Here is a 21,711-nt window from a genome sequence, read left to right as displayed (position 1 = left end):
TGGATCACTAAGGTGGATCCGGTGGACACGATCCACGCCGTATCCCCTCGTCCAAGGAGTCAGCGTTGCCAGGAGAGAACCTCACCCGCATCGAAGCCCAGGAGCGCGCGTCGCTCGTCCGCACCCGCAGCTACGACGTCGTGCTCGACCTGACCACCGGGCCGGAGACGTTCCGCAGCACCACGACCGCGCGGTTCGACGCGACGGCCGGCGCCTCCACCTTCATCGACGCCATCACCCGCACCGTGCACTCGGTGACGCTCAACGGCGTCGAGCTGGACCCGGCGCAGGTGAGCGACGGCGTCCGCATCCGGCTCGACGGGCTGCAGGAGCAGAACGAGCTGGTCGTGGTCTCCGACGCGATCTACACCAATACCGGTGAGGGCCTGCACCGCTTCGTCGACCCGGTCGACGGGGAGGTGTACCTCTACACGCAGTTCGAGGTGCCGGACTCGCGGCGCATGTTCGCCGTGTTCGAGCAGCCGGACCTGAAGGCGGAGTTCACCTTCACCGTGACCGCGCCCGCCCACTGGGCCGTCGTGAGCAACTCCCCCACTCCCGAGCCGGTCGACGCCGGCGAAGGGAAGAAGACCTGGTCGTTCGCCCCGACGACGGTCATCTCCTCCTACATCACGGCCCTCATCGCCGGCCCGTACGCGTCGGTGCACAGCGAGCTGACCAGCCGCGACGGCCGCACCATCCCGCTCGGCGTGTACGCCCGCAAGAGCCTCGCCGAGTACCTCGACGCCGACTACGTGTTCGAGAAGACGCGGGAGGGCTTCGCGTTCTACGAGGAGCGGTTCGACTACGCGTACCCGTTCGAGAAGTACGACCAGCTGTTCGTGCCGGAGTTCAACGCGGGCGCGATGGAGAACGCGGGAGCGGTGACCTTCACCGAGACGTACGTGTTCCGCTCCAAGGTGACCGATGCGATCAAGGAGCGCCGGGTCGTCACGATCCTGCACGAGCTGGCGCACATGTGGTTCGGCGACCTGGTCACCATGAAGTGGTGGAACGACCTGTGGCTGAACGAGTCGTTCGCCGAGTACGCCTCAACCCTCGCCACGGCAGAGGCCACCGAGTGGACGGAGGCCTGGACGACCTTCGCCGCGATGGAGAAGAGCTGGGCGTACCGCCAGGACCAGCTGCCGTCCACCCACCCGATCGTCGCCACGATCAACGACCTGGAGGACGTGCAGGTCAACTTCGACGGCATCACCTACGCCAAGGGCGCTTCGGTGCTCAAGCAGCTCGTCGCGTGGGTCGGGCAGGACGACTTCCTCGCCGGCGTCGCGCAGTACTTCAAGAAGCACGCGCACTCGAACACCGAGCTGAAGGACCTGCTGGTCGAGCTGGAGGCCACGAGCGGCCGCGACCTGACCGACTGGGCCGGCAAGTGGCTCGAGACCGCGGGGGTCAACACGCTCCGGCCGGAGCTGGAGGTCGACGCCGACGGCACCATCACCTCCTTCGCCGTGCTGCAGTCCGCCCCGGCCGACTACCCGACGATCCGCCCGCACCGCCTCGCGATCGGCTTCTACGAGCTGGTCGACGGGAGGCTCGTGCGCGACCACCGCGTCGAGCTCGACGTCGACGGCGAGCGGACCGAGGTCGCCGAGCTGGTCGGCCGCCGCCGCCCGGCGCTGGTGCTGATCAACGATGACGACCTGGCCTACGCCAAGATCCGTCTCGACGAGGAGTCGCTGCGAGTCGCGATCGACCACCTCTCGTCGATCGAGAGCCCGCTGGCGCGCTCGCTGGTCTGGGGGGCCGTGTGGGACGCCACGCGCGACGCCGAGACGGCGGCGAGCGACTACGTCAAGCTCGTGCTCGGCAACATCGCGCCGGAGACCGAGTCGACGACCATCCGCACGACGCTCAACCAGCTGGTGCTGGCGGCGACCGCCTATGTCGCCCCGGAGCGCCAGAAGGAGACGGCGGAGCACGCGGCCGACGCGCTGTGGGAGCTCGCGCAGCAGGCCGAGGCCGGCAGCGACGCGCAGTTCCAATTCGTCAAGTTCTTCGCGGCCCTGGCCTCCACGCCCGAGCAGCTCGCGACGATCGCCGCCCTGCGCGACGGCAGCACGACCCTCCCCGGTCTCACCGTCGACACGGACCTCGGCTGGGAGCTGCTCATCGCGCTGGTCGCGGGAGGCGCGGCGGGCGAGGACGAGGTCGCGGCAGCGCTCGCGGCCGACAACACCGCCAACGGCGCGCAGTTCGCCGCCCAGGCGCGCGCGAGCATGCCGACGCTCGCCGGCAAGCAGGCGGCCTGGGACTCCGTGTTCGGGTCGGACGACCTCCCGAACACCATCGTGCGGTTCACCGGGATGGGCTTCCAGCGCGCGGCGGACAAGCAGGTGCTGGCGGCCTTCGTCGAGCCCTACTTCGCGGCGCTGCAGGAGGTGTGGGCCTCGCGCACGTACAAGATCGCCGAGTACCTGGTGGCGGGCATGTACCCGGCGCCGCTCGCGAACGCGGAGCTGCGCGACGCCACCCGGGCCTGGCTGGACGCCAACCCGGAGCCCGCAGCGCTCCGCCGCCTCGTGATCGAGAACCTCGCCGGCGTCGAGCGCGCGCTGGCCGCTCAGGCCAGGGACGCGCAGGCGTAGCGGACGGCACCACGGAAGGACCCCGTCCCGGCACGGTCTCGTACCACGGGCCGATGACGGGACGGGGTCCCCTCCCCTAGCGTTGGACGCATGATCCGACTCGACCGCCTCACCAAGACGTTCGGCAGCAAGACCGCCGTCGACGGCATCACGGCGACCATCCAGCCCGGCCGGGTGACCGGCTTCCTCGGCCCGAACGGCGCCGGCAAGTCCACGACCATGCGCATGATCATGGGACTGGACCGGCCCACCTCGGGCAGCGCCACGATCGACGGCAAGCGGTACGCGGAGCTCCGCTCCCCGCTGACCGAGGTCGGCGCCCTCCTCGACGCGAAGGCCGTGCACACCGGCCGCACCGCCTACTCCCACCTGCTCGCGATGGCCGCGACCCACGGCATCCCGAAGCGCCGGGTGCACGAGGTCATCGGCCTGACCGGGCTCGACGCGGTCGCCGGCAAGCGCGTCGGCGGCTTCTCGCTCGGCATGGGCCAGCGGCTCGGCATCGCCGCCGCCATGCTCGGCGACCCGGCGACGCTGATCCTCGACGAGCCGGTCAACGGCCTCGACCCCGAGGGCGTGCTCTGGGTGCGCCAGTTCGCCAGGCACCTCGCCGGGCAGGGCCGCACGGTCTTCCTCTCGTCGCACCTCATGAGCGAGATGGCGCAGACCGCCGACCACATCATCGTGCTGGGCCGCGGCCGCATCCTCGCCGACGCGCCCGTCGGCGACATCCTCGCCGGGGCCACCCGCAACGCCGTCCGCGTGCGCACGCCGCAGCCGGAGGTGCTCGCCAACGCGATCGCCTCCGCCGACGTGACCATCACCGGCGTGGAGGCGCAGCTGCTGGAGGTCTCCGGCCTCACCGCCGCGCAGGTGGGCGAGGCCGCCGCGCACGCCGGCGTCGTGCTGCACGAGCTCACCCCGATCAGCGCCTCCCTCGAGGAGGCCTACCTCGAACTCACCCACGACGAGGTCGAATACCGCACGGAGGTCACCCGATGAGCACCGCAACCGCACCGGCCACCGGCCACATCCACCAGTCGCTCGGGCGGCTCAGCTTCCCGCGCGTCGTCCGCTCCGAGTGGATCAAGCTGCGCACGCTGCGCTCGACGTTCTGGACGCTCGCGAGCGCGATCGTGCTCGTCGTCGGCGTCTCGGCGCTCGTGTCGGCCTCCATCCCGTCGAAGGACGTGCTGACCTCCGGCGTGCCCGGGCCGCAGCAGGCCGCCGTGGAGGCGCAGGCCGACATGTTCGTGACCACCGCGGCCACCGCGGGCCTGACCTTCTCGGCGCTCGTCGTCGCGGTGCTCGGCGTGCTCGTCATCTCGGGCGAGTTCTCCACCGGCATGATCCGCTCCTCCTTCGCGGCCGTCCCGCGCCGCTATCCGGTGCTGCTGGCCAAGACGCTGGTGCTGTTCGTCGTCTCGTTCGTCGTGGGCATCATCGCGTCGGCCGCCTCCTGGGCGATCGCCGTGCCCCTGCTCAACGGCAAGGGCTACGAGGGCGACCTGCTGTCGGCCGACACCCTCTGGGCGATCCTCGGCGCGGGGGCCTACCTGGGCTTCGTCTCGGTATTCGCACTCGGCGTCGGCGCCATCGTGAAGGCGAGCGCCGGCGGCATCGCCGCAGCGCTCGGCGTGCTGCTGGTGCTGCCGATCATCGCCAACATCGTCACGGGCCTGACCAAGACCGAGTGGCTCGCTGACGCCGAGCACTACCTGCTCAGCAATGCGGGCGGCGGCATGGCCGGCATCGCGAACGGCTCGCTGGAGCCGTGGGCCAACGTCCTCACGGTCGCGGTCTGGGCGCTCGTCGCGCTGATCGTCGGCGGCGTGCTGCTGCAGCGCCGGGATGCCTGAGGGCGCCGCGTGACGACGACAGCGTGAGGACAGCACCGACCGCGTGACTTCCGCCTCCACCCCCTCCGCTGCCGCCGCGGCCCCGGGCGCCCTCGAACTGCCGAGGCCGCCCGGGGCCGTCCGGCGTTTCCTCGCCGCGCATCCGCTGCTGGTCGACGCCGCCGTCGCGCTCGTCTACCTGATCCCATCCGTCGCGGTGGGCATCGCCACGGTGCTCCCGCATCCGACGCCGCAGACGATCACGACGACGATCCTGGCCGCGGTCGCGGGCGTCGCGCTGTTCGCGCGGCGCCACCACCCGGCGGTGGTGTTCGGCGTCACCATCGGCACGCTCGCGGCGACCATCGTCTTCGCCGAGTCGGCCGACATCCTCCCCGCGATGCTGGCGCTGTACGCGCTGGCCGCCTACCGCTCGGCGAGGGCGGCGTGGATCGCCTTCGGGGTGCTGGCCGTGGTCAGCGGCGCGGCGATCCTGACCGCCCGGTTGCTGCAGCCCACCGGCTTCCTGTCGCAGCGGCCCGGAGACCCGATCATCGTGGCCCTCGGCGTCCTCGTGCTGTCGGCGTTCGCGGTGCTGATCGGCAGCTCGGTCGGCAGCAGGAGGCGCTACCTCGCCGCCCTGATCGACCTCGCCCGCCAGCTCGCCCGCGAGCGCGACCAGCAGGCCGAGATCGCCACGGCGGCCGAGCGCAGCCGGATCGCGCGCGAGATGCACGACATCGTCTCGCACAGCCTGACCGTGATGATCACGCTGGCGGACGGCTCGGCGCGCCTCGCGCAGACGGCGCCCGAACGGTCGGCGGAGACCATGCGGCTCGTCGCCGAGACCGGCCGCGGCGCGCTGGGTGACATGCGGAGGCTGCTCGGCGTGCTCCGCGCCGCCGAGGACGGCACGGCGGTCGAGCACGAGCCGCAGCCGGGCATCGCCGAGCTGGGCGTGCTGATCGAGCGGTTCCGGGCGGCCGGTCTCCCGGTGCGGATCACGGTGACCGGAACACCGCCGGACGACGTCGGGCGGCAGCTCACGGTGTTCCGGGTGGTCCAGGAGGCGCTGACCAACGCCCTCCGCTACGCCCCGCTGGCCGATACGGTGGAGGCGACCCTCCGCTTCGACCGCGACACCATCGTGATCACGGTGGAGGACGACGCCGCCATGCACGGACCGGTCGCGCCGGGCTCGGGCCGCGGGCTGATCGGCCTGCGCGAACGCGTCGCGCTGTACGGCGGGCGGATCGAGACCGGCCCGCGGCCGGGCGGCGGCTGGCGCGTCCACGCCGAGCTGCCCGCCGCGGAGGGGCAGGCGGTGCCGGCCGCGCAGACGCCGGGAACCGCACCGACCGAACCGACCGCACCGACCGCCTCACCCACGACGGAGGACTCATGACCGACTCCCGCCCCCTGCGCATCCTGCTGGTGGACGACCAGGCGCTCGTCCGCCTCGGCTTCCGCATGGTGCTGGAGGCCGAGCCCGAGCTCGCGGTCGTCGGCGAGGCGGGCGACGGGGCGGAGGCGGTACGGCTGGCGGTGGAGGCGCGCCCGGACGTCATCCTGATGGACGTGCGGATGCCGACCCTCGACGGCATCGAGGCGACCCGCCGCATCGTCGCGGCGAACCCGGCGGCGCGCATCATCATCCTCACGACGTTCGACCTCGACGAGTACGCGTTCGGCGGTCTTCGTGCCGGCGCGAGCGGTTTCCTGCTGAAGGACGCGCGGCCCGAGGAGCTGATCGCGGCCATCCGCGCGGTCGCTGCCGGCGACGCCGCGGTCACCGGTCGGGTGACCCGCGCCATGCTCGAGCTGTTCGCCGACCGCCTCCCCGCCTCCGACTCGCCCGCAGCGGCCGGCGACGACCCGGCCGACGCCTTGACGCCGCGCGAGCGCGAGATCCTGCTGGCGATGGCCGACGGGCTCACGAACGGCGAGATCGGTGCGAAGTTCTTCCTCACCGAGTCGACGGTGAAGACGCACGTCGGTCGGGTGCTCGCCAAGCTGCACCTCCGCGATCGGGTGCACGCGGTCATCTTCGCGTACGACAACGGGCTCGTCGCGCGCTGATCCGGACCGCCGGGTCCCTCTGGTCCAGCCCGCCCCAAGGCGCCGCCCGATACGCTGGAACCGGTATGCAGGTATTCGAATCGGACTTCTGGGCGGGCGTGCTCCAGTGGCTGCTGGGCGCCGGGCTGACCCTCCTCAACGTCGCCCTGATCATCGGCGGCGCGTTCCTCCTCAGCTGGATCCTCCGCGTCGTCATCCGGCGCGTGGTCAAGCAGATCGTCAGCGGGGTGAAGAACAAGCAGAACGTCACCGACACGCAGGCGCTCGTGGCCTCCCCCCTCGCGGCGGTCCGGGTGGTGCAGCGCACCCGCACCCTCGGCTCGGTGCTGACCAACATCGTCAACGTCGCCGTCGGCATCATCGCGATCGTCATGATCTTCGGCGTGGTCGCGCCCAGCGCTGCGAGCTCGCTCGCCCTGCTCACCGCCGCGATCGGCGCCGGCCTCGGTTTCGGTGCGCAGAACATCGTGCGCGACGTGCTCAACGGCCTCTTCATGGTCCTCGAGGACCAGCTCGGGGTCGGCGACGTGGTGGACCTCGGCCCGGCGACCGGTGTGGTGGAGGCCGTGGGCATCCGTATCACCCAGGTGCGCGACGTGAACGGCACGCTCTGGTTCGTGCGCAACGGCGAGATCCTGCGCGTCGGCAACATGTCGCAGGGCTGGGCCCGCGTCATCATCGACCTCGCCGTGCCGTACGACGCCGACATCGAGGCGGTCCAGGCGAAGATGCTGGAGACGGCGACCGCGCTCGCCACGAGCCCCAAGTGGCGTTCGCGCATCATCGAGAAGCCGGAGCTGTGGGGGCTGGAGTCGATCTCGGCCGACGCCATGGTCATCCGCATCGTGATCAAGACCCGCACCACCGCGAAGGACGACGTCTCGCGCGAGCTGCGCGCACAGCTCAAGAAGGCGCTCGACGAGATGGATGTGAAGCTGCCGTCGCTCTCGGCGGTCGTGCTCAGCGGCTTCGACAGCGCTGCGAGCGTCGCCGGGGCCAAGCCGCCGCGCACCCGGCCGACCCAGGCGGTGACCGAGCAGAAGCCGCTCAAGGGCCGCAAGGCGCGCGCCGCCGCGAAGCGTCAGGCGGCCTCCGTCCCCGACCCGAACGCGATCCGCATCACGCCGGCGGTGGAGGCGCGCCTGCCGAAGGCGCCGACGGCCGCGCGGAGCACGAAGGCCGCCGACCCGTCAGCCGCAGGCGCCTCCGAGTCGACCCCGACCGCGCCCCGGCCGCGCACACCGCGCGCTCCGCGCACACCGCCCGCCGCCGCGCCGAACGACCCCGACTCCCCCACCACCAGGCCCCCTGCGGAGTGACATGACCACGATCCCCGTCGGCCCGCCCAGCGGGCCCTCCTTCTACGAGCAGATCGGCGGCCACGAGACGTTCGTGCGCCTGGTCGACGCCTTCTACCGCGGCATCGCCGCCGACCCCGTGCTCCGGCCGATGTATCCGGAGGAGGATCTGGGCCCGGCCGCCGAGCGGATGACCATGTTCCTCGAGCAGTACTGGGGCGGGCCCACCACCTACAGCGAGCAGCGCGGGCACCCGCGGCTGCGGATGCGGCACAACCCGTTCCGTGTCAACCCCGACGCCCGCGACCGCTGGCTGGGCCACATGCGCGCCGCGGTCGACGAGCTCCACCTCCCTCCGCTGCAGGAGGAGACGCTGTGGAGCTACCTGGAGCGCGCCGCGTTCGCTATGGTCAACACATTCGAGGACTGATCCTCCCCCGCGTCCCGTGCGCGGCGTCCCGACGTGCCGAAGGAGACACGCCATGACCACCGAACCCGATGCGATCGTCGTGGGGGCCGGGCTCGCCGGTCTCGTCGCCGCCAGCGAGCTGCTCGATGCGGGGCGGAGGGTGACGATCGTCGAGCAGGAGCCCGCTGCCTCCCTGGGCGGGCAGGCATGGTGGTCGTTCGGCGGCCTGTTCCTGGTGGACTCGCCGGAGCAGCGCCGCATGGGCGTGCACGACTCCCTCGCCCTCGCTCGGCAGGACTGGTTCGGCTCGGCCGCCTTCGACCGCGAGGAGGACCTGTGGCCGCGGCGCTGGGCCGAGGCGTACCTGCAGTTCGCCGCGGGCGAGAAGCGCGCCTGGTTGCATGAGAAGGGCGTCCGGTTCTTCCCGGTCGTCGGCTGGGCCGAGCGCGGAGCCGGCGCGGCGGGCGCGCACGGCAACTCCGTCCCGCGGTTCCACATCGTCTGGGGCACCGGCCCTGGCGTGCTGCAGCCGTTCATCCACCGCGTGCAGGCGGCCGCCGCCTCCGGCCGGGCCCGGCTGCTGCACCGGCACCGCGTCGACGAGCTGATCGTCGAGGACGGCCGGGTGACCGGCGTGCGCGGAGCGGTGCTCGCCCCTGACACCGCGCGGCGCGGGGCGCCCAGCAACCGGGAGGTCGTGCGGGACTTCGCGCTGCGCGCCCCGGCGGTCGTCGTGGCCTCCGGCGGCATCGGCGGCAACCACGACCTCGTCCGCGCGGCGTGGCCCGAACGGCTGGGCACGCCTCCCGCCGAGATGCTCTCCGGCGTGCCGGCGCACGTCGACGGGCGGATGCTCGGAATCGCAGCGGAGGCGGGTGCGCACCTCATCAACGGCGACCGGATGTGGCACTACACGGAGGGCATCGAGAACTACGACCCGGTGTGGGCGCAGCACGGCATCCGCATCCTCCCCGGCCCGTCGTCGCTGTGGCTCGACGCGCGCGGCGAGCGGCTGCCCGCGCCGCTCTACCCCGGCTTCGACACCCTCGGGACGCTGGAGCACCTCCGCCGCACCGGCTCCGACTACAGCTGGTTCGTGCTCACGCAGCGCATCATCGAGAAGGAGTTCGCGCTCTCGGGCAGCGAGCAGAACCCCGACCTGACCGGCAAGGACGTGCGGATGCTGGCCCAGCGGCTCTCACCGGGCGCCCCAGCCCCGGTGGAGGCGTTCAAGCAGCAGGGCGCGGACTTCGTCGTCGCCGACACCCTCGACGAGCTGCTCGCCGGCATGCAGCGTCTGAGCGACGTGCCACTCGACACCCAGCTCGTCGCCCGGCACGTGCACCAGCGCGACCGCGAGCTCGACAACGACTTCGGGAAGGATCTCCAGCTCGCCGCCGTGCGCGCGGCCCGCGCCTACCGCGGAGACAAGCTGATCCGGGTCGCGAGCCCGCACAAGCTCACCGATCCGAAGGCCGGACCGATGATCGCGGTCAAGCTGCACATCCTCACGCGCAAGAGCCTCGGCGGCATCGAGACCGACCTGGACGCGCGGGCGCTCGGCGCCGACGGGCAGCCGATCCCCGGGCTGTACGCGGCGGGCGAGGCGAGCGGCTTCGGCGGCGGAGGCGTGCACGGGTACCGGTCGCTGGAGGGCACGTTCCTCGGCGGGTGCCTGTTCTCCGGGCGTCAGGCCGGGCGCGCGGCGGCGCGGGAGAGCTAGCGGCACAGCCGCTGCTAGCGGCGCAGCGGCCGCTTACCTGCGCAGCGTCCAGGCCTGCCTGCGGATGAGGGTGTGGCCGCGGCGCGTCGTCATGCGCGTCCACGGGCCGGTCTCGTGCAGCGTCACCGGCTCGGCCGGGTCGAGGAAGCCGAGGCTCTCCGCGGCGAACGCGGCGCCCGCGGGCACCCACTCCAGACCCTCGATCGGCCGGCCCCACACCTCGGCGCGCACCCGCTGGACCAGCTGCTCCCCGAGCCCCTCCGGTACCGCTTCAGCGACCTCGGCGATGCCCGCCTTCGCCGTGGCGGCGAGGAGGTCGTACTCGGCGTCGCCGACCCTGCGCCAGCCACCACGCGGCGGCGAGATGCCGGCCCACGTCACGGTCGACACCTCGAGCGGCAGGCGCACCTCCACCGGGCCGGAGGCGGCACCGGAGCCCTCTCCCGCGGACTCGCCCTCCGCCTCCGCCTGCTCGCGCACGCGGGCCAGGCGGTCGAGCAGCGACCGGATCGGCACGACCGCGTCGAACTCGACATCGGCGCGGGTGGCGAAGGTGCGCAGCCCGAGCACGGTCGGCGTCTGGTCGAGCAGACCCCGGGGGTACAGGATCGCCGTGTACACGGCGAGGACGCCGGATCCGGCGATCAGGCGCACGGAACCCTCCTCGACACGGGCCGCCCTCGACAGATAGGTCTGCAGATCGGCGACGGCGAGGGGGTCCACGAGAGAAAACGACTGGCTCATCTGCTCTCTAAACTACTAGAGACGACGGACGGAGACACTGTGACCGAGCCCCTGGCTTCCCTTCTCACCGCGCTCGATCTCACGGACACCGGCGCACGCACCAGCGAGGACATCTTCACCGGTCCCTCGCAGTGGATGCCGCTGGGCCGCGTGTTCGGCGGCCAGGTGCTCGCGCAGTCGATCGTCGCGGCGACGCGGACGGTGGCGGACGACCGCAGCATCCACTCGATGCACGGCTACTTCCTGCGGCCGGGCGACGTGAACCTGCCGATCACGTTCTCGGTGGACCGCATCCACGACGGCCGCTCGTTCTCGACGCGGCGCACGCAGGCGTACCAGAACGGCCTCCCGATCCTGTCGATGATCGCGTCGTTCCAGACCGAGGACGAGGGCGTCGAGCACCAGGTGCCGATGCCGGAGGGGCTGCCCGACCCCGAGACGCTGCCCAACACGGCGGACGTGCTCGCAGACGTCGCGCACCCGGTGGCGCAGTACTGGGCGGGCGAGCGGCCCTTCGACATCCGGCACGTGACCTCCCCGGTGTACGTGTCGGTGGAGGGCGAGCACGTCGCCCACCAGGCCGTGTGGTTCCGGACGCTCGGCGAGCTGCCGGACGACCCCGCCCTGCACCGCGCGGCCATCGCCTACGCGAGCGACTACACGATCATGGAGTCCGTGATGCGCCGCCACGGCGTCGCCTGGGGCACGCCGGGCCTGCGCGCGGCGAGCCTCGACCACGCGATGTGGTGGCACCGGGAGGCGCGCGCCGACGAGTGGCTGCTGTACGTGCAGGAGTCGCCCACCGCGCAGGGCGGCCGCGGTCTGGCCCTCGGCCGGATCTACAGCCGCGACGGCCGCCTGGTGGCGAGCGTCGCGCAGGAGGCGATGATCCGCGTCCCGAGCTGACGCGCGCGCCGTCAGGTCACTCGAAGGTGTGCCGGAGCAGGACCGTGCCGTCGCGGGCGGTGCGGATGTCGACCGACGCGATGTCGGTCAGCGGCACGCTCGTCGTCGCGGTGGGCCACGCGGTGGTGCCCTCCTCGGCGGTCCAGGTCGAGATCTCGGTCTGCCGGCCCTCGCGGTCGGTGACGACCATCGCGTACGTCCACGCGGGGTGGTATCCCTCCTCGTCGTCGACGTGCGCGTACCGGCAGCGCGACTCGATCCGGGTGCCCCACGGCTCGGAGGTCAGCCGGAGGTCCGCCGTCACGGCGCTCGGCTCCACCTGCTGCATGGTCACGCGGCCGGCCTCGTTCAGCGGCTGCGCCTGCGGCAGGACCGTGGGGAGCACGAACGCGAGCACTCCGACGAGCACCGCCGCCGCGGCCACGGACAGGCCGGCGACCAGCCAGCGCGTGCGCGTGCGGCGTCGGCGTGCGCGGTGCAGCAGCGACGGAAGCACCGTGTCCGAGGGGCCGTCGGGAGCGGAGGCGGCGCCGGAGGTCGTCGATGAGAGGTCGTCGCCGGCGTCGAGCAGCGCGGCCGCCTGCTCGCGCGGCACCCGGCTCAGGAGGCCCGGCATGCCCGCCAGCTCGCCGACCGCGCCGGCGCAGCGCTCGCACGTGCGCAGGTGCTCCTCGTACTCCCGCCGCTCCGCCGGCGCGAGGGCGCCGAGGACGTAGGCGGCGTCCCAGGTCGCGTACTCGTCGTGCGTTGTCATCGCTCGGTCACTCCTCTCTCCTGCAGGGCGAGCCGGAGGGCCCGCAGACCGTAGTGGAGGCGCGACTTCACGGTGCCCTCCGGGATCTGCAGCTCCCGGGCGATCTCGCCGACGGACCGGCCGCCGTAGTAGGCGTGGACGATGACGGCGCGGTGCTCGGCGGACAGCTCCGCGAGCGCGTCGCTCACGAGCCACGCGTCGAGCACGGCGTCGGCCTCGCTGTCGGCCGCCGCGCGCTCCGGAAGCGTGTCCGTGCCGAACTCGTGGATGTTGCGGGCACTGCGCTTGTCGTCGATCACGAGGTTGCGCGCCACCGTGTACAGCCAGGCGCGGGCCGACTGCTGGGACTGGTCGAGGACGGCCGGCTTGCGCCAGGCGCGCAGCAGCGTCTCCTGCACGATGTCGTCGGCCATCGCCCGGTCGCCGGTGAGATGCACGACGTAGCGCCACAGGGCCGGCGCGTGCTGATCGTGCAGCTCGCGCAGCAGGCGCGCGTCCTCATCCGGCATGGTCACCTCCACTGATGACACGGGAGAACCGGCCGAAAGGTTCACAGCCGGAGTTCATAGCCGGTGAACCGTTCCCGCCCAGCCCTCGTGTCTACGGTAGGAGAACGCTACGCCGACCGGGAGGATCCCAGCATGTCCGACGCAACGCCCCTGACCCGCCGCACCCTCGTCCACCTCGGTGGAGCGGCCGCCGCCGGCACCGGCGCCCTGCTGCTCACCGCCTGCACACCCGGGGGCGCCAGCGGCTCCGGCGCGAGCCCGACTGCAGGAGCATCGACGACGGTCTCGCTGAAGTCGATCCCGGTCGGCGGCGCCGTCTCGGCCTCCATCGGCTCGGCTCCCGTCGTGGTGGCGCAGCCCTCCGCCGGGAAGGTGGTCGCCTTCAGCGCCGTGTGCACGCACGCCGGCTGCACGGTCGCGCCGCAGGGCACGGAGTTCGACTGCCCCTGCCACGGCTCGAAGTTCGACGCCACGACCGGTGACGTGATCAACGGCCCGGCGAAGGACCCGCTGCCGGAGCTGAAGACGACGATCGACGGCGACACCGTGACGGTGACCGCGTAGGTCTCGCGTCGGGCCCACGCGACCATCCATCTGACACGAAACGCCGTCTCGCCCGGTGGCGAGACGGCGTTTCGTGACGACGGGAGGAGACGGCCGGGGTTCAGCCGCGCTTGGTGAACTGCACCGGGTCGTCGAGGTACGGCGTCCAGGCCTCGCGCTCGCGGTCGTTGATGCGCCGCGGACGCTCGCTGGCGGCGTCCACGAGGACGATGGTCGTCGCCGCGCGCGAGTACAGCGTGCGCGGCTCCACCCCCTCCGGCGACCAGACCTCGTAGCAGACCTCGAGGCTCGCGCCGCCGAGCCTCCCGAGCCACAGTTGCACGTCGAGCGGCTGCCGCAGGTACGGGATGGGCGCGAGGTACTCGATCTCCTGCCGCGCGATGAGCGTCAGCGTGTCGGCGCCCGGCCGTCCGTCGAGGACCGCGGTGGACCCGCCGACGGCCTGGCCGCTGCCGCCGGTCGCGTTGTCGGCCGCGTCGTCGGTCACCCAGAACGCCTCGATGCGCGCCTCCTCGAGGAGGCGCAGCATCTCGGCGTTGTTGACGTGACCGTACGCGTCGAGGTCGCTCCAGCGGAGCTTGATCGGCACGTGGAGTCGCATGGCGGGCCTAGTCGCGGGTCAGCTTGCGGTACGTGGACCGGCTCGGCTTCGCCGCGTCGGGCCCGAGGCGCTGGACCTTGTTCTCCTCGTAGGCCTCGAAGTTGCCCTCGAACCAGTACCAGTTCGCCGGGTCCTCCTCGGTGCCCTCGTAGGCGAGGATGTGCGTCGCGATCCGGTCGAGGAACCACCGGTCGTGGGTGATGACCACGGCGCAACCCGGGAACTCCAGGAGGGCGTTCTCGAGGCTCGACAGCGTCTCCACGTCGAGGTCGTTGGTCGGCTCGTCGAGGAGCAGGAGGTTGCCGCCCTGCTTGAGCGTCAGCGCCAGGTTGAGGCGGTTGCGCTCACCGCCCGAGAGCACTCCGGCCTTCTTCTGCTGGTCAGGACCCTTGAACCCGAAGGTCGAGACGTAGGCGCGCGACGGCACCTCGGTCTTGCCGACCTGGATGTAGTCGAGCCCGTCGGAGACGACCTCCCACACGTTCTTGTTGGGGTCGATGCCGCCGCGGGTCTGGTCGACGTACGAGATCTGCACCGTCTCGCCGACCTTCAGCTCGCCGCCGTCGAGCGGCTCCAGGCCGACGACCGTCTTGAACAGCGTGGTCTTGCCGACGCCGTTCGGGCCGATCACGCCGACGATGCCGTTGCGCGGGAGGGTGAAGGTGAGCCCGTCGATGAGCTTGCGGTCGCCGAAGCCCTTCTCGAGGTTCTTGGCGTCGATCACGACCTGGCCGAGGCGCGGCCCCGGCGGGATCTGGATCTCCTCGAAGTCGAGCTTCCTGGTGCGCTCCGCCTCGGCCGCCATCTCCTCGTAGCGGGCGAGACGCGCCTTCGACTTGGCCTGCCGGCCCTTGGCGTTGCTGCGCACCCAGTCGAGCTCCTCGGAGAGGCGCTTGGCGAGCTTCGCGTCCTTCTTGCCCTGGACCTCGAGGCGCTCGCGCTTCTTCTCGAGGTAGGTCGAGTAGTTGCCCTCGTACGGGTACAGGTGGCCGCGGTCGACCTCGGCGATCCACTCGGCGACGTGGTCGAGGAAGTACCGGTCGTGGGTGACCGCGAGCACGGCGCCGTGATACTTGGCGAGGTGCTGCTCGAGCCAGAGCACGCTCTCGGCGTCGAGGTGGTTGGTGGGCTCGTCGAGGAGCAGGAGGTCGGGCTTCTGCAGCAGCAGGCGGCAGAGCGCGACGCGGCGCTTCTCACCACCGGACAGCGTGTTGACCGGCCAGTCCCCCGGCGGGCAGCGCAGCGCGTCCATCGCCTGCTCGAGCTGGGAGTCGAGGTCCCACGCGTCGGCGGCGTCGATCTGCTCCTGCAGGGTGCCCATCTCGGCGAGCAGGGTGTCGAAGTCGGCGTCCGGGTCGGCGAGCAGTCCGGAGATCTCGTTGAAGCGGTCGACCTTCTGCTTGATGTCGCCGACGCCCTCCTGGACGTTCTCGAGCACCGTCTTGTTCTCGTCGAGCTGCGGCTCCTGCATGAGGATGCCGACGGAGTACCCCGGCGAGAGCTTCGCCTCGCCGTTGGAGGGCTGGTCGAGCCCGGCCATGATCTTCAGGATGGTGGACTTTCCGGCGCCGTTGGGGCCGACGACGCCGATCTTGGCGCCCGGAAGGAACGCCATGGTCACGTCGTCGAGGATCACCTTGTCGCCGACCGCCTTGCGGGCGCGCACCATCGAGTAAATGTATTCGGCCACTCTTCTCCCTGGAGTCTGTGTTGCGGGCCCGGCCACGGGTCGCGGAAGGCGCGCCCGGCCGCTGGAGGCCCCGTACGAGGATACCGGGTGCGTCTGCACAGCGGGTCAGTAGCCGCCCATCCCGGTTGCGCCGTCGGCGAAGCCGCGCGGCGACCCGAGCGCTGCGCGCGCGGCGACCCGCGCGGCGACGCGAGCGCTGCGCGCCCAGCCCTACCAGTCGATCGCGCGGGTCTGCCCGATCAGGCAGGCACCGGTCGAGAGCACCGGCGTCACCATGCTGTTGTACCCGCCGGCGTCGGCGCCGTTCTGGCCGATCAGGCAGCCGTCGCCGAGCTTGACGGAGAACTGGATGCTGTTCGCCTTCAGCCCGATCGTCGTGGTGTCGACGGTCAGCTGCATGTCGGCCTTCGCGAACCCGGCTGCCACGAGCGCGTCGATGAAGTCGCGCCCCTTCGCGTCGGGGTTGGCGGCGAGCGTCGCCCGGTTGACCTGGTCGAAGTAGGACTGGTTCTGCTGCGCCGTACCACCGGGCACGAATTCGGGCGCCGCCGGGGTCGGCGTCCCCTCCGTCGGCGAAGACGCCGCCGGAGTGGAGGCCGTGGGCGCGGGACTCGCGCCGCCCACGCAGCCGCTCAGCGCCAGCCCGGCCGCGAGCGCGAGGGCGCCGAGGGCACCGACGACGATCGGTCGGGAGGGAGAGGGCGAGTCGGGACGTCGGGTCGGGCGGCGGCTCATATCTCGCATTCTAGGGGTCGTGGCTGACCGTCCGCCGACCGCGATCGGCGGCCGTGACGTCGCGCCCGATCCCCTCCGCCTCGATCTCGGCGGTGATGCCGCGCGGCTCCCCCTCGCCCTCCCACTCCCGGATGCACAGCCTCCCGGCGACCAGCACCCGGTCGCCTTTCGCAAGGTCTTCGGCGGCGCTGACGGCGAGCCGCCGGAAGGCGCTCACCGTGTACCAGTTGCCGTCGACCTCCTCCCAGGCCTGCTTCTCGCGGTCGTACCGGCGGCGGCGCGTGACCAGCCGGAAGCTGGTGATCGGCAGCCCGCCCTCTGTCACCACGTGCCGCGGCGGCGTCGCGATGGTGCCGCGGACGGCGACGGTGTCGGTCATGGAGTCCTCCTCTCGCGCCCGCTGAGGGGGCGCGAGACCAGCCTCGCGGCCCGGGACTCCGCCCGGGAGGATGTCGCCGGATCTGTGGAGAGCCCGTCGCGAGCGCCAGCCCGTGGAGAACTCCGGGCCGCCCCTACGCCGCGATCACATACTCCGCGTACGACTTCCGGATCTTGTTCACCTTCGGCACCGCCACCGCCATGCAGTAGCCCTGGCCGGGGTTCTTCGCGAAGAAGTCCTGGTGGTACTCCTCGGCACGGTAGAACGGGCCGAGCGGCTCCAGGGTCGTGACGATGCCGCCGTCCCAGTACTCGGATGCACGGTCGCGGGCGGCTTCGAACAGCTCGCGCTGCTCCTCGCCGTCGTAGAACATGGCAGACCGGTACTGGGTGCCGATGTCGGCGCCCTGGCGGTTGAGCTGACGCGGGTCGTGGAGGGTGAAGAAGACGTCGAGGATGACGCTCGGCGGGATCACCTCCGGGTCGAAGGTGACCGCGACCGCCTCCGCGTGACCGGTACGGCCGGTGCACACCTCCTCGTACGACGGGTCCACCGCGGTGCCGCCGGTGTAGCCGGACACCACGTCCTGCACACCGCGAAGCACCCGGTACACCGCATCGAGGCACCAGAAGCACCCGCCGGCCAGCACGAAAGTCTGCATGGGAACGTCCTCCATCCGCTCGTCCCTCCATTCTGCTACGGCGATTCGGAGACACAGCGCGGAGGCTGCCGGGAGGCGGCCCCGGCCGCCGCTACCATCGGCCGCATGCAGTGGTGGAATGACTTCGTCGATTGGCTCACGTCGCCGGCCGCACAGCCGGCGCTCTTCAACGCGGCGGTCCTCGCGGTCGCCGTCATCGTCTCCGGGCTGCTCGCGGCGTGGATCGCCCGCGGCGCCCTCCGCGGCCTCCTCAAGCGCACGGACCGCCAGCAGAAGGCGTCGGCCATCGCGGCCCTCGTCGACGCGGCCACGGAGGCGTCGGTGTGGAACTCGCTGACGCCCGCCGAGCAGGTGCTCTCGGACCGCGCCGTCGGCCAGGCCGACATCCTGGTCCGCCTGCTGCCGATCAAGGGCGCCGGGATCGCCGCCAACTGGGCCGGCCACCAGCTGGCCGAGATGAAGCGCGCGTCGGCGACCTTCGGCTACCAGCTCGACCCGGCCGTCGCGGAGTTCCGCGACCGGCTCATCGAATGGCAGAACAACCCGCGCCGCGCCCGCAAGATCTTCCAGAACGACCTCGAGCGCTGGCGCTTCGAGAACACCGACGGCGAGCGTGCCCTGATCGCCCAGCAGGACGCCTGGGTCGCGCAGCAGCACCACGACCAGTTCGTGGGAGCGCCCGCCGGTCAGGCGCCCGCGGTCGCGTCCCAGGCCGCGCCGACACAGGCCCAGACCGCAGCCGCCCCGGCTCCGCAGCCGCAGCCCGGTCAGGACCTCCCGACCGCCGCCTTCACGACCTCCCCGGCCGACGGCGACGGCTCGGACACCGCTCCGACCACCCGGCTCGGCCAGCCCGCCTGACCGCAGCCCGCCTGACAGCAGGCCGACGAGGCACACCACCCGAAGCGCAGAAGGGGCGCCGGCATCACGCCGGCGCCCCTTCTGCATGCCCGCCTAGTTCGTGAAGTCGCCCCGCTCGTGCCACCAGGTGTCGAACATGCTGGCCGGCACCCGGCGCTTGTGCTCGGTGGCCAGGTAGCGCGCCTCGATCGCCTCCGCGACCTCGTCCGCGACGTCCCGACCCTCCAGGAAGTCGTCGATGTCGGAGTAGCTGATCCCGAGGTTCTCCTCGTCGGTCTGACCGGGCTTCAGGTCGAGCAGGTCGGCGGTCGGCGCCTTCTCGTACAGCCGCGCCGGCGCCTCCAGGTGCTGCAGCAACGCCTTGCCCTGCCGCTTCGTCAGGCCGCTCAGCGGGAGCACGTCGGTGCCGCCGTCGCCGTACTTGGTGAAGAAGCCGGTCACCGCCTCCGCGGCGTGGTCCGTGCCGACGACGAGGAGGCCGCGCTGGCCGGCGATCGCGTACTGCGCGACCATGCGGATGCGCGCCTTCACGTTGCCCTTGTTGAAGTCGGTCATGTCGTCGCCGATGGCGTCGGCGTACTCGTCCTCGACGCCGTCCGTGCCGCGCTGGATGTTGAACGTCACGGTCCGCTGCGGCCGGATGAACGACAGCGCGAGCTGCGCGTCGTCCTCGTCGTGCTGCACGGCGTACGGGAGGCGCACGGCGATGAACTCGGCCTCCGTGCCCTGCTCGGCCAGCCGCTCCACCGCGAGCTGCGTCAGCCGTCCGGCGAGCGACGAGTCCTGGCCGCCGCTGATGCCGAGCACGAAGCCCTTGGCGCCCGTGCTCCGCAGGTAGCGGACGAGGAAGTCGACCCGCTTCTCCACCTCGGCGGCCGGGTCGATGCCGGCGCTCACGTTCAGTTCGTCGATGATCCTGGCCTGGAGTTCACGCATGCGCCCACCATATCCCCGGCGGATTTCGGGAGTGTGAACAGCGGTCACGCCCGCGGAGTCACGCCACGCGGGTGACCGCGCGAGCGAGGATCGCGGTCGTCAGCGCCTCCACCGGCCCTGCCGCCGCCGCCGGGTTCGACAGCAGCGTGAAGTCGACATGGCCGAGCTCCGGGAGGCTGAACCGGTTGGTGACCTTCACCAGGTCCGTGGGGATCAGCGACCGCGGGAACACCGCCACCCCGATGCCCGCGCGCACCGCGGCGAGCACGCCGTTCACCTCCCGGGTGTTGCAGGTGATGCGCCAGGTACGGCCCGCCCGCTCGAGGGCGTCGATCGCGACCTGCCTGCTGAGGCTCGGACCCTGGTAGGCGATCAGCGGCACGGGCTGGTCGGGCTCGACGACCGTCTTCTCCTGCCCCATCCACACCAGCTCGTCGGTCGCGACGACGGCGCCCTCGGTGGTGCCCGGATTCTGCTTGATGAAGATGAGGTCGAGGTGCCCGGCCGTCAGCCGCCGGTGCAGGGGGCCCGACTGGTCGATGGTCAGCTCGAGGTTGATCTGCGGGTTCTGCTGCCGGAAGTGCCGGAGGATGCGCGGGAGCGTCGTGATCGCGAGATCGTCCGCCGCGCCGAACCGCAGCCTCCCCCGCATCGCGGAGCCGCTGAAGTAGCGGTCGGCCTCGGCGTGGGCGGCGAGTATCGTGCGCGCGAACCCCGCCATCGCGTCGCCGTTGTCGGTCAGCCGCACCTCGCGGGTGTCGCGCGAGACGAGCTGGCGCTTGGCGGCCTCCTCGAGGCGGCGCACGTGCTGGCTGACTGTGGGCTGGCTGATGCCGAGCCGCTGGGCCGCACGGGTGAACGAGCGGGTGTCGGCGACGGCGAGGAACGTGTGCAGGAGCACGGGATCGAACACGAGCACATCCATTCGGAAAGCCAATGGGAGTTATAACTGCAATTCGCCCACAGAATAGCCGACCGATGCGTATGGTCGAAGAGCCGCCCGTTACGGAACCAGACACCACCCATACGACACGCAAGGAACACAGTGGCGAACCACGCAGCAGCCGCCCCGCCGACCGGACCCATGCCCGTGCTGAGCGCGCGGCCGCCGTGGCGCGAGACCTTCGCCTCGCTCCGGGTGCCGAACTACCGCCGCTTCGCCGCCGGCAACCTCGTCGCCAACACCGCCGTGTGGATGCAGCGCATCGCCATGGACTGGCTGGTGCTGCAGCTCTCCGGCAGCGTCGCCGCCGTCGGCATCACGGTCTTCATGCAGTTCACGCCGATGCTGCTGTTCGGACTCTACGGCGGCGTGCTCACCGACCGGTACTCGAAGCAGAAGCTGCTGATCGCCAGCCAGTCGGCCGCGGCCCTCCTCGCCGCCGTCCTCGCAGCGCTCACGCTCACGGGCACGACGCAGGTGTGGCACGTCTACGTCATCTCCTTCCTGCTCGGCATGGTGACGGTCGTCGACAACCCCGCCCGGCAGGTCTTCGTCAACGAGCTGGTCGGGCCGCGCTACCTGCGCAACGCGATCAGCCTCAACTCGTCGATCTTCCAGCTCGGCGGGCTGATCGGCCCCGCGGTGGGCGGTCTGCTGATCAACGCGGTCGGTGGAGGCTGGTCCTTCGCCATCAACGCCGCCGCATGCCTCGCCGTGGTCGCCGCGCTGTGCTCGCTCGACCGCTCGGCCCTCCACGCCTCCCCCGCCGCGCCGCGCGGCAAGGGACAGCTGGTCGAGGGGATGCGTTACGTGCGCCGCAAGCCGGTGATCTTCTGGACGATCGTGATGGTCGCCGTCGTCGCCGTCTTCGCCTTCAACATGCCGGTCTTCCTCGCCGCATACGCGAACGACGTGTTCGACGTCGGCGCGCAGGGCTACGGGCTGTTCAACGCGCTCGTCGCGGCCGGCGCGCTGGCCGGAGCCCTCGCCTCCACCCGCCGGACGAGCGTGCGGCTGTCGATGGTCGTCGGCACCGCAGCAGCGCTCGGGATCGTGCAGGCCGCCGCCGGGTTCGCGCCCACCGAGATCGCCTTCTCGCTGCTGCTGGTCGGCATCGGCGTCGGCAACCTGCTCTTCATCACCGCGGCCAACTCGCTCGTGCAGATGTCGTCGAACGTGCAGATCCGCGGACGCGTCATCTCCCTCTACATCCTCGTGCTGCTCGGCGGCCAGGCCATCGGCGGACCGCTCATGGGCTGGATCGTGGAGGCGGCGGGCCCGCACGACGCGATGATCCTCTCCGGCGTGGTCCCGGCGGTCGCCGCGGTCGTGGTGGCGCTGCTGATCGCCCGGCACGCCAGCCTCCGGCTGCGGTTCGGGCTGCGCGGACGGCGACCGGTCATCGCCATCGTCAACCGGGGCGGCAAGAACGGCGCCGTGCTCTGACGCGCCCGGCGGCCCTCCCGCGC

At 71.7% G+C, this 21,711-nt stretch carries 22 protein-coding genes; 12 read left to right on the top strand and 10 right to left on the bottom strand.

The annotated features are described in order from the left end of the window. The first annotated feature begins 65 nt into the window (after nucleotides 1-65). From pepN to P5G50_RS11670, 8 genes are all read left to right on the top strand, one after another. A complete protein-coding gene (gene pepN / locus P5G50_RS11705; RefSeq protein WP_301208784.1) occupies nucleotides 66-2,612 on the top strand; it encodes an aminopeptidase N in 2,547 nt (848 codons plus the stop codon). Nucleotides 2,613-2,702: 90 nt separating this feature from the next. After that, the gene (locus P5G50_RS11700) at nucleotides 2,703-3,614 is read left to right on the top strand and encodes an ATP-binding cassette domain-containing protein (RefSeq protein WP_301208786.1); all 912 of its coding nucleotides are present in this window, start codon (nucleotides 2,703-2,705) and stop codon (nucleotides 3,612-3,614) included. Further along, nucleotides 3,611-4,471 (top strand): ABC transporter permease subunit, encoded by an 861-nt coding sequence (locus P5G50_RS11695; RefSeq protein WP_301208788.1) that lies wholly within the window; start codon nucleotides 3,611-3,613, stop codon nucleotides 4,469-4,471. Before P5G50_RS11700 ends, P5G50_RS11695 begins: the two co-directional genes overlap by 4 nt. Before the next feature lie 43 nt (nucleotides 4,472-4,514). After that, complete coding sequence (locus P5G50_RS11690; RefSeq protein WP_301208790.1) at nucleotides 4,515-5,855, top strand: sensor histidine kinase; 1,341 nt, start codon at nucleotides 4,515-4,517, stop codon at nucleotides 5,853-5,855. Further along, on the top strand, nucleotides 5,852-6,529 hold the full coding sequence (locus P5G50_RS11685; RefSeq protein ID WP_301208792.1) for a response regulator: 678 nt from the start codon (nucleotides 5,852-5,854) through the stop codon (nucleotides 6,527-6,529). Before P5G50_RS11690 ends, P5G50_RS11685 begins: the two co-directional genes overlap by 4 nt. Nucleotides 6,530-6,594: 65 nt before the next feature. Next, nucleotides 6,595-7,848 (top strand): mechanosensitive ion channel family protein, encoded by a 1,254-nt coding sequence (locus P5G50_RS11680; protein ID WP_301208794.1) that lies wholly within the window; start codon nucleotides 6,595-6,597, stop codon nucleotides 7,846-7,848. 1 nt (nucleotide 7,849) lies between these two features. After that, a complete protein-coding gene (locus P5G50_RS11675; protein WP_301208796.1) occupies nucleotides 7,850-8,257 on the top strand; it encodes a globin in 408 nt (135 codons plus the stop codon). Between the two features lie 52 nt (nucleotides 8,258-8,309). Further along, the gene (locus P5G50_RS11670) at nucleotides 8,310-9,959 is read left to right on the top strand and encodes an FAD-binding dehydrogenase (RefSeq protein WP_301208798.1); all 1,650 of its coding nucleotides are present in this window, start codon (nucleotides 8,310-8,312) and stop codon (nucleotides 9,957-9,959) included. 33 nt (nucleotides 9,960-9,992) lie between these two features. Here the strand turns inward: P5G50_RS11670 and P5G50_RS11665 are convergent, their stop codons facing one another. Then, on the bottom strand, nucleotides 9,993-10,703 hold the full coding sequence (locus tag P5G50_RS11665) for a DUF8185 domain-containing protein (protein ID WP_301208800.1): 711 nt from the start codon (nucleotides 10,701-10,703) through the stop codon (nucleotides 9,993-9,995). 39 nt (nucleotides 10,704-10,742) lie between these two features. On the opposite strand from P5G50_RS11665, the gene P5G50_RS11660 reads away from it, so the two are divergent. Then, nucleotides 10,743-11,609 (top strand): acyl-CoA thioesterase, encoded by an 867-nt coding sequence (locus tag P5G50_RS11660; RefSeq protein WP_301208802.1) that lies wholly within the window; start codon nucleotides 10,743-10,745, stop codon nucleotides 11,607-11,609. A gap of 16 nt (nucleotides 11,610-11,625) precedes the next feature. Here the strand turns inward: P5G50_RS11660 and P5G50_RS11655 are convergent, their stop codons facing one another. After that, nucleotides 11,626-12,363 carry an anti-sigma factor family protein gene (locus P5G50_RS11655; protein WP_301208804.1) on the bottom strand — a complete coding sequence of 246 codons (738 nt, stop codon included), beginning with the start codon at nucleotides 12,361-12,363 and terminating at the stop codon, nucleotides 11,626-11,628. After that, entirely contained in the window at nucleotides 12,360-12,872 is a 513-nt protein-coding gene (locus P5G50_RS11650) for a sigma-70 family RNA polymerase sigma factor (protein WP_301208806.1), read from the bottom strand. Before P5G50_RS11650 ends, P5G50_RS11655 begins: the two co-directional genes overlap by 4 nt. 132 nt (nucleotides 12,873-13,004) lie before the next feature. Between P5G50_RS11650 and P5G50_RS11645 the strand changes: the two genes are divergently transcribed. Continuing rightward, nucleotides 13,005-13,436 (top strand): QcrA and Rieske domain-containing protein, encoded by a 432-nt coding sequence (locus P5G50_RS11645; RefSeq protein WP_301208808.1) that lies wholly within the window; start codon nucleotides 13,005-13,007, stop codon nucleotides 13,434-13,436. Nucleotides 13,437-13,536: 100 nt separating this feature from the next. Here P5G50_RS11645 and P5G50_RS11640 read toward each other — a convergent pair whose 3' ends face one another. The 5 genes from P5G50_RS11640 to msrA form a co-directional block, all read right to left on the bottom strand. After that, a complete protein-coding gene (locus tag P5G50_RS11640; RefSeq protein ID WP_301208810.1) occupies nucleotides 13,537-14,037 on the bottom strand; it encodes an acyl-CoA thioesterase in 501 nt (166 codons plus the stop codon). Nucleotides 14,038-14,044: 7 nt separating this feature from the next. Further along, the gene (ettA, locus tag P5G50_RS11635) at nucleotides 14,045-15,727 is read right to left on the bottom strand and encodes an energy-dependent translational throttle protein EttA (RefSeq protein ID WP_301208812.1); all 1,683 of its coding nucleotides are present in this window, start codon (nucleotides 15,725-15,727) and stop codon (nucleotides 14,045-14,047) included. 210 nt (nucleotides 15,728-15,937) lie between these two features. Beyond that, nucleotides 15,938-16,462: a DUF6993 domain-containing protein gene (locus P5G50_RS11630; RefSeq protein WP_301208814.1), complete on the bottom strand. Its 525-nt coding sequence runs from the start codon at nucleotides 16,460-16,462 to the stop codon at nucleotides 15,938-15,940. A gap of 10 nt (nucleotides 16,463-16,472) precedes the next feature. Beyond that, nucleotides 16,473-16,841: a single-stranded DNA-binding protein gene (locus tag P5G50_RS11625; protein WP_301208816.1), complete on the bottom strand. Its 369-nt coding sequence runs from the start codon at nucleotides 16,839-16,841 to the stop codon at nucleotides 16,473-16,475. Between the two features lie 133 nt (nucleotides 16,842-16,974). After that, on the bottom strand, nucleotides 16,975-17,502 hold the full coding sequence (msrA, locus tag P5G50_RS11620) for a peptide-methionine (S)-S-oxide reductase MsrA (protein WP_301208818.1): 528 nt from the start codon (nucleotides 17,500-17,502) through the stop codon (nucleotides 16,975-16,977). Between the two features lie 105 nt (nucleotides 17,503-17,607). Between msrA and P5G50_RS11615 the strand changes: the two genes are divergently transcribed. After that, complete coding sequence (locus P5G50_RS11615; protein WP_301208820.1) at nucleotides 17,608-18,363, top strand: hypothetical protein; 756 nt, start codon at nucleotides 17,608-17,610, stop codon at nucleotides 18,361-18,363. Nucleotides 18,364-18,456: 93 nt separating this feature from the next. Here P5G50_RS11615 and nadE read toward each other — a convergent pair whose 3' ends face one another. Together nadE and P5G50_RS11605 are read right to left on the bottom strand one after the other, a co-directional pair. Then, nucleotides 18,457-19,299, bottom strand: a complete 843-nt coding sequence (gene nadE, locus P5G50_RS11610) for an NAD(+) synthase (protein ID WP_301208822.1) — start codon at nucleotides 19,297-19,299, stop codon at nucleotides 18,457-18,459. Between the two features lie 58 nt (nucleotides 19,300-19,357). Further along, a complete protein-coding gene (locus P5G50_RS11605) occupies nucleotides 19,358-20,212 on the bottom strand; it encodes a LysR family transcriptional regulator (RefSeq protein ID WP_301209423.1) in 855 nt (284 codons plus the stop codon). A 171-nt stretch (nucleotides 20,213-20,383) separates the two neighbouring features. Here P5G50_RS11605 and P5G50_RS11600 point away from each other — a divergent pair, with 171 nt between their 5' ends. Next, on the top strand, nucleotides 20,384-21,688 hold the full coding sequence (locus tag P5G50_RS11600) for an MFS transporter (protein WP_301209425.1): 1,305 nt from the start codon (nucleotides 20,384-20,386) through the stop codon (nucleotides 21,686-21,688). Nucleotides 21,689-21,711: the final 23 nt, after the last annotated feature.

The sequence above is a fragment of the Leifsonia williamsii genome (assembly GCF_030433685.1).
Lineage (GTDB): Bacteria > Actinomycetota > Actinomycetes > Actinomycetales > Microbacteriaceae > Leifsonia > Leifsonia williamsii.
The sequence above is the reverse complement of the archived record's forward strand: the minus strand, read 5'-3'. Positions and strand labels throughout refer to the sequence as shown.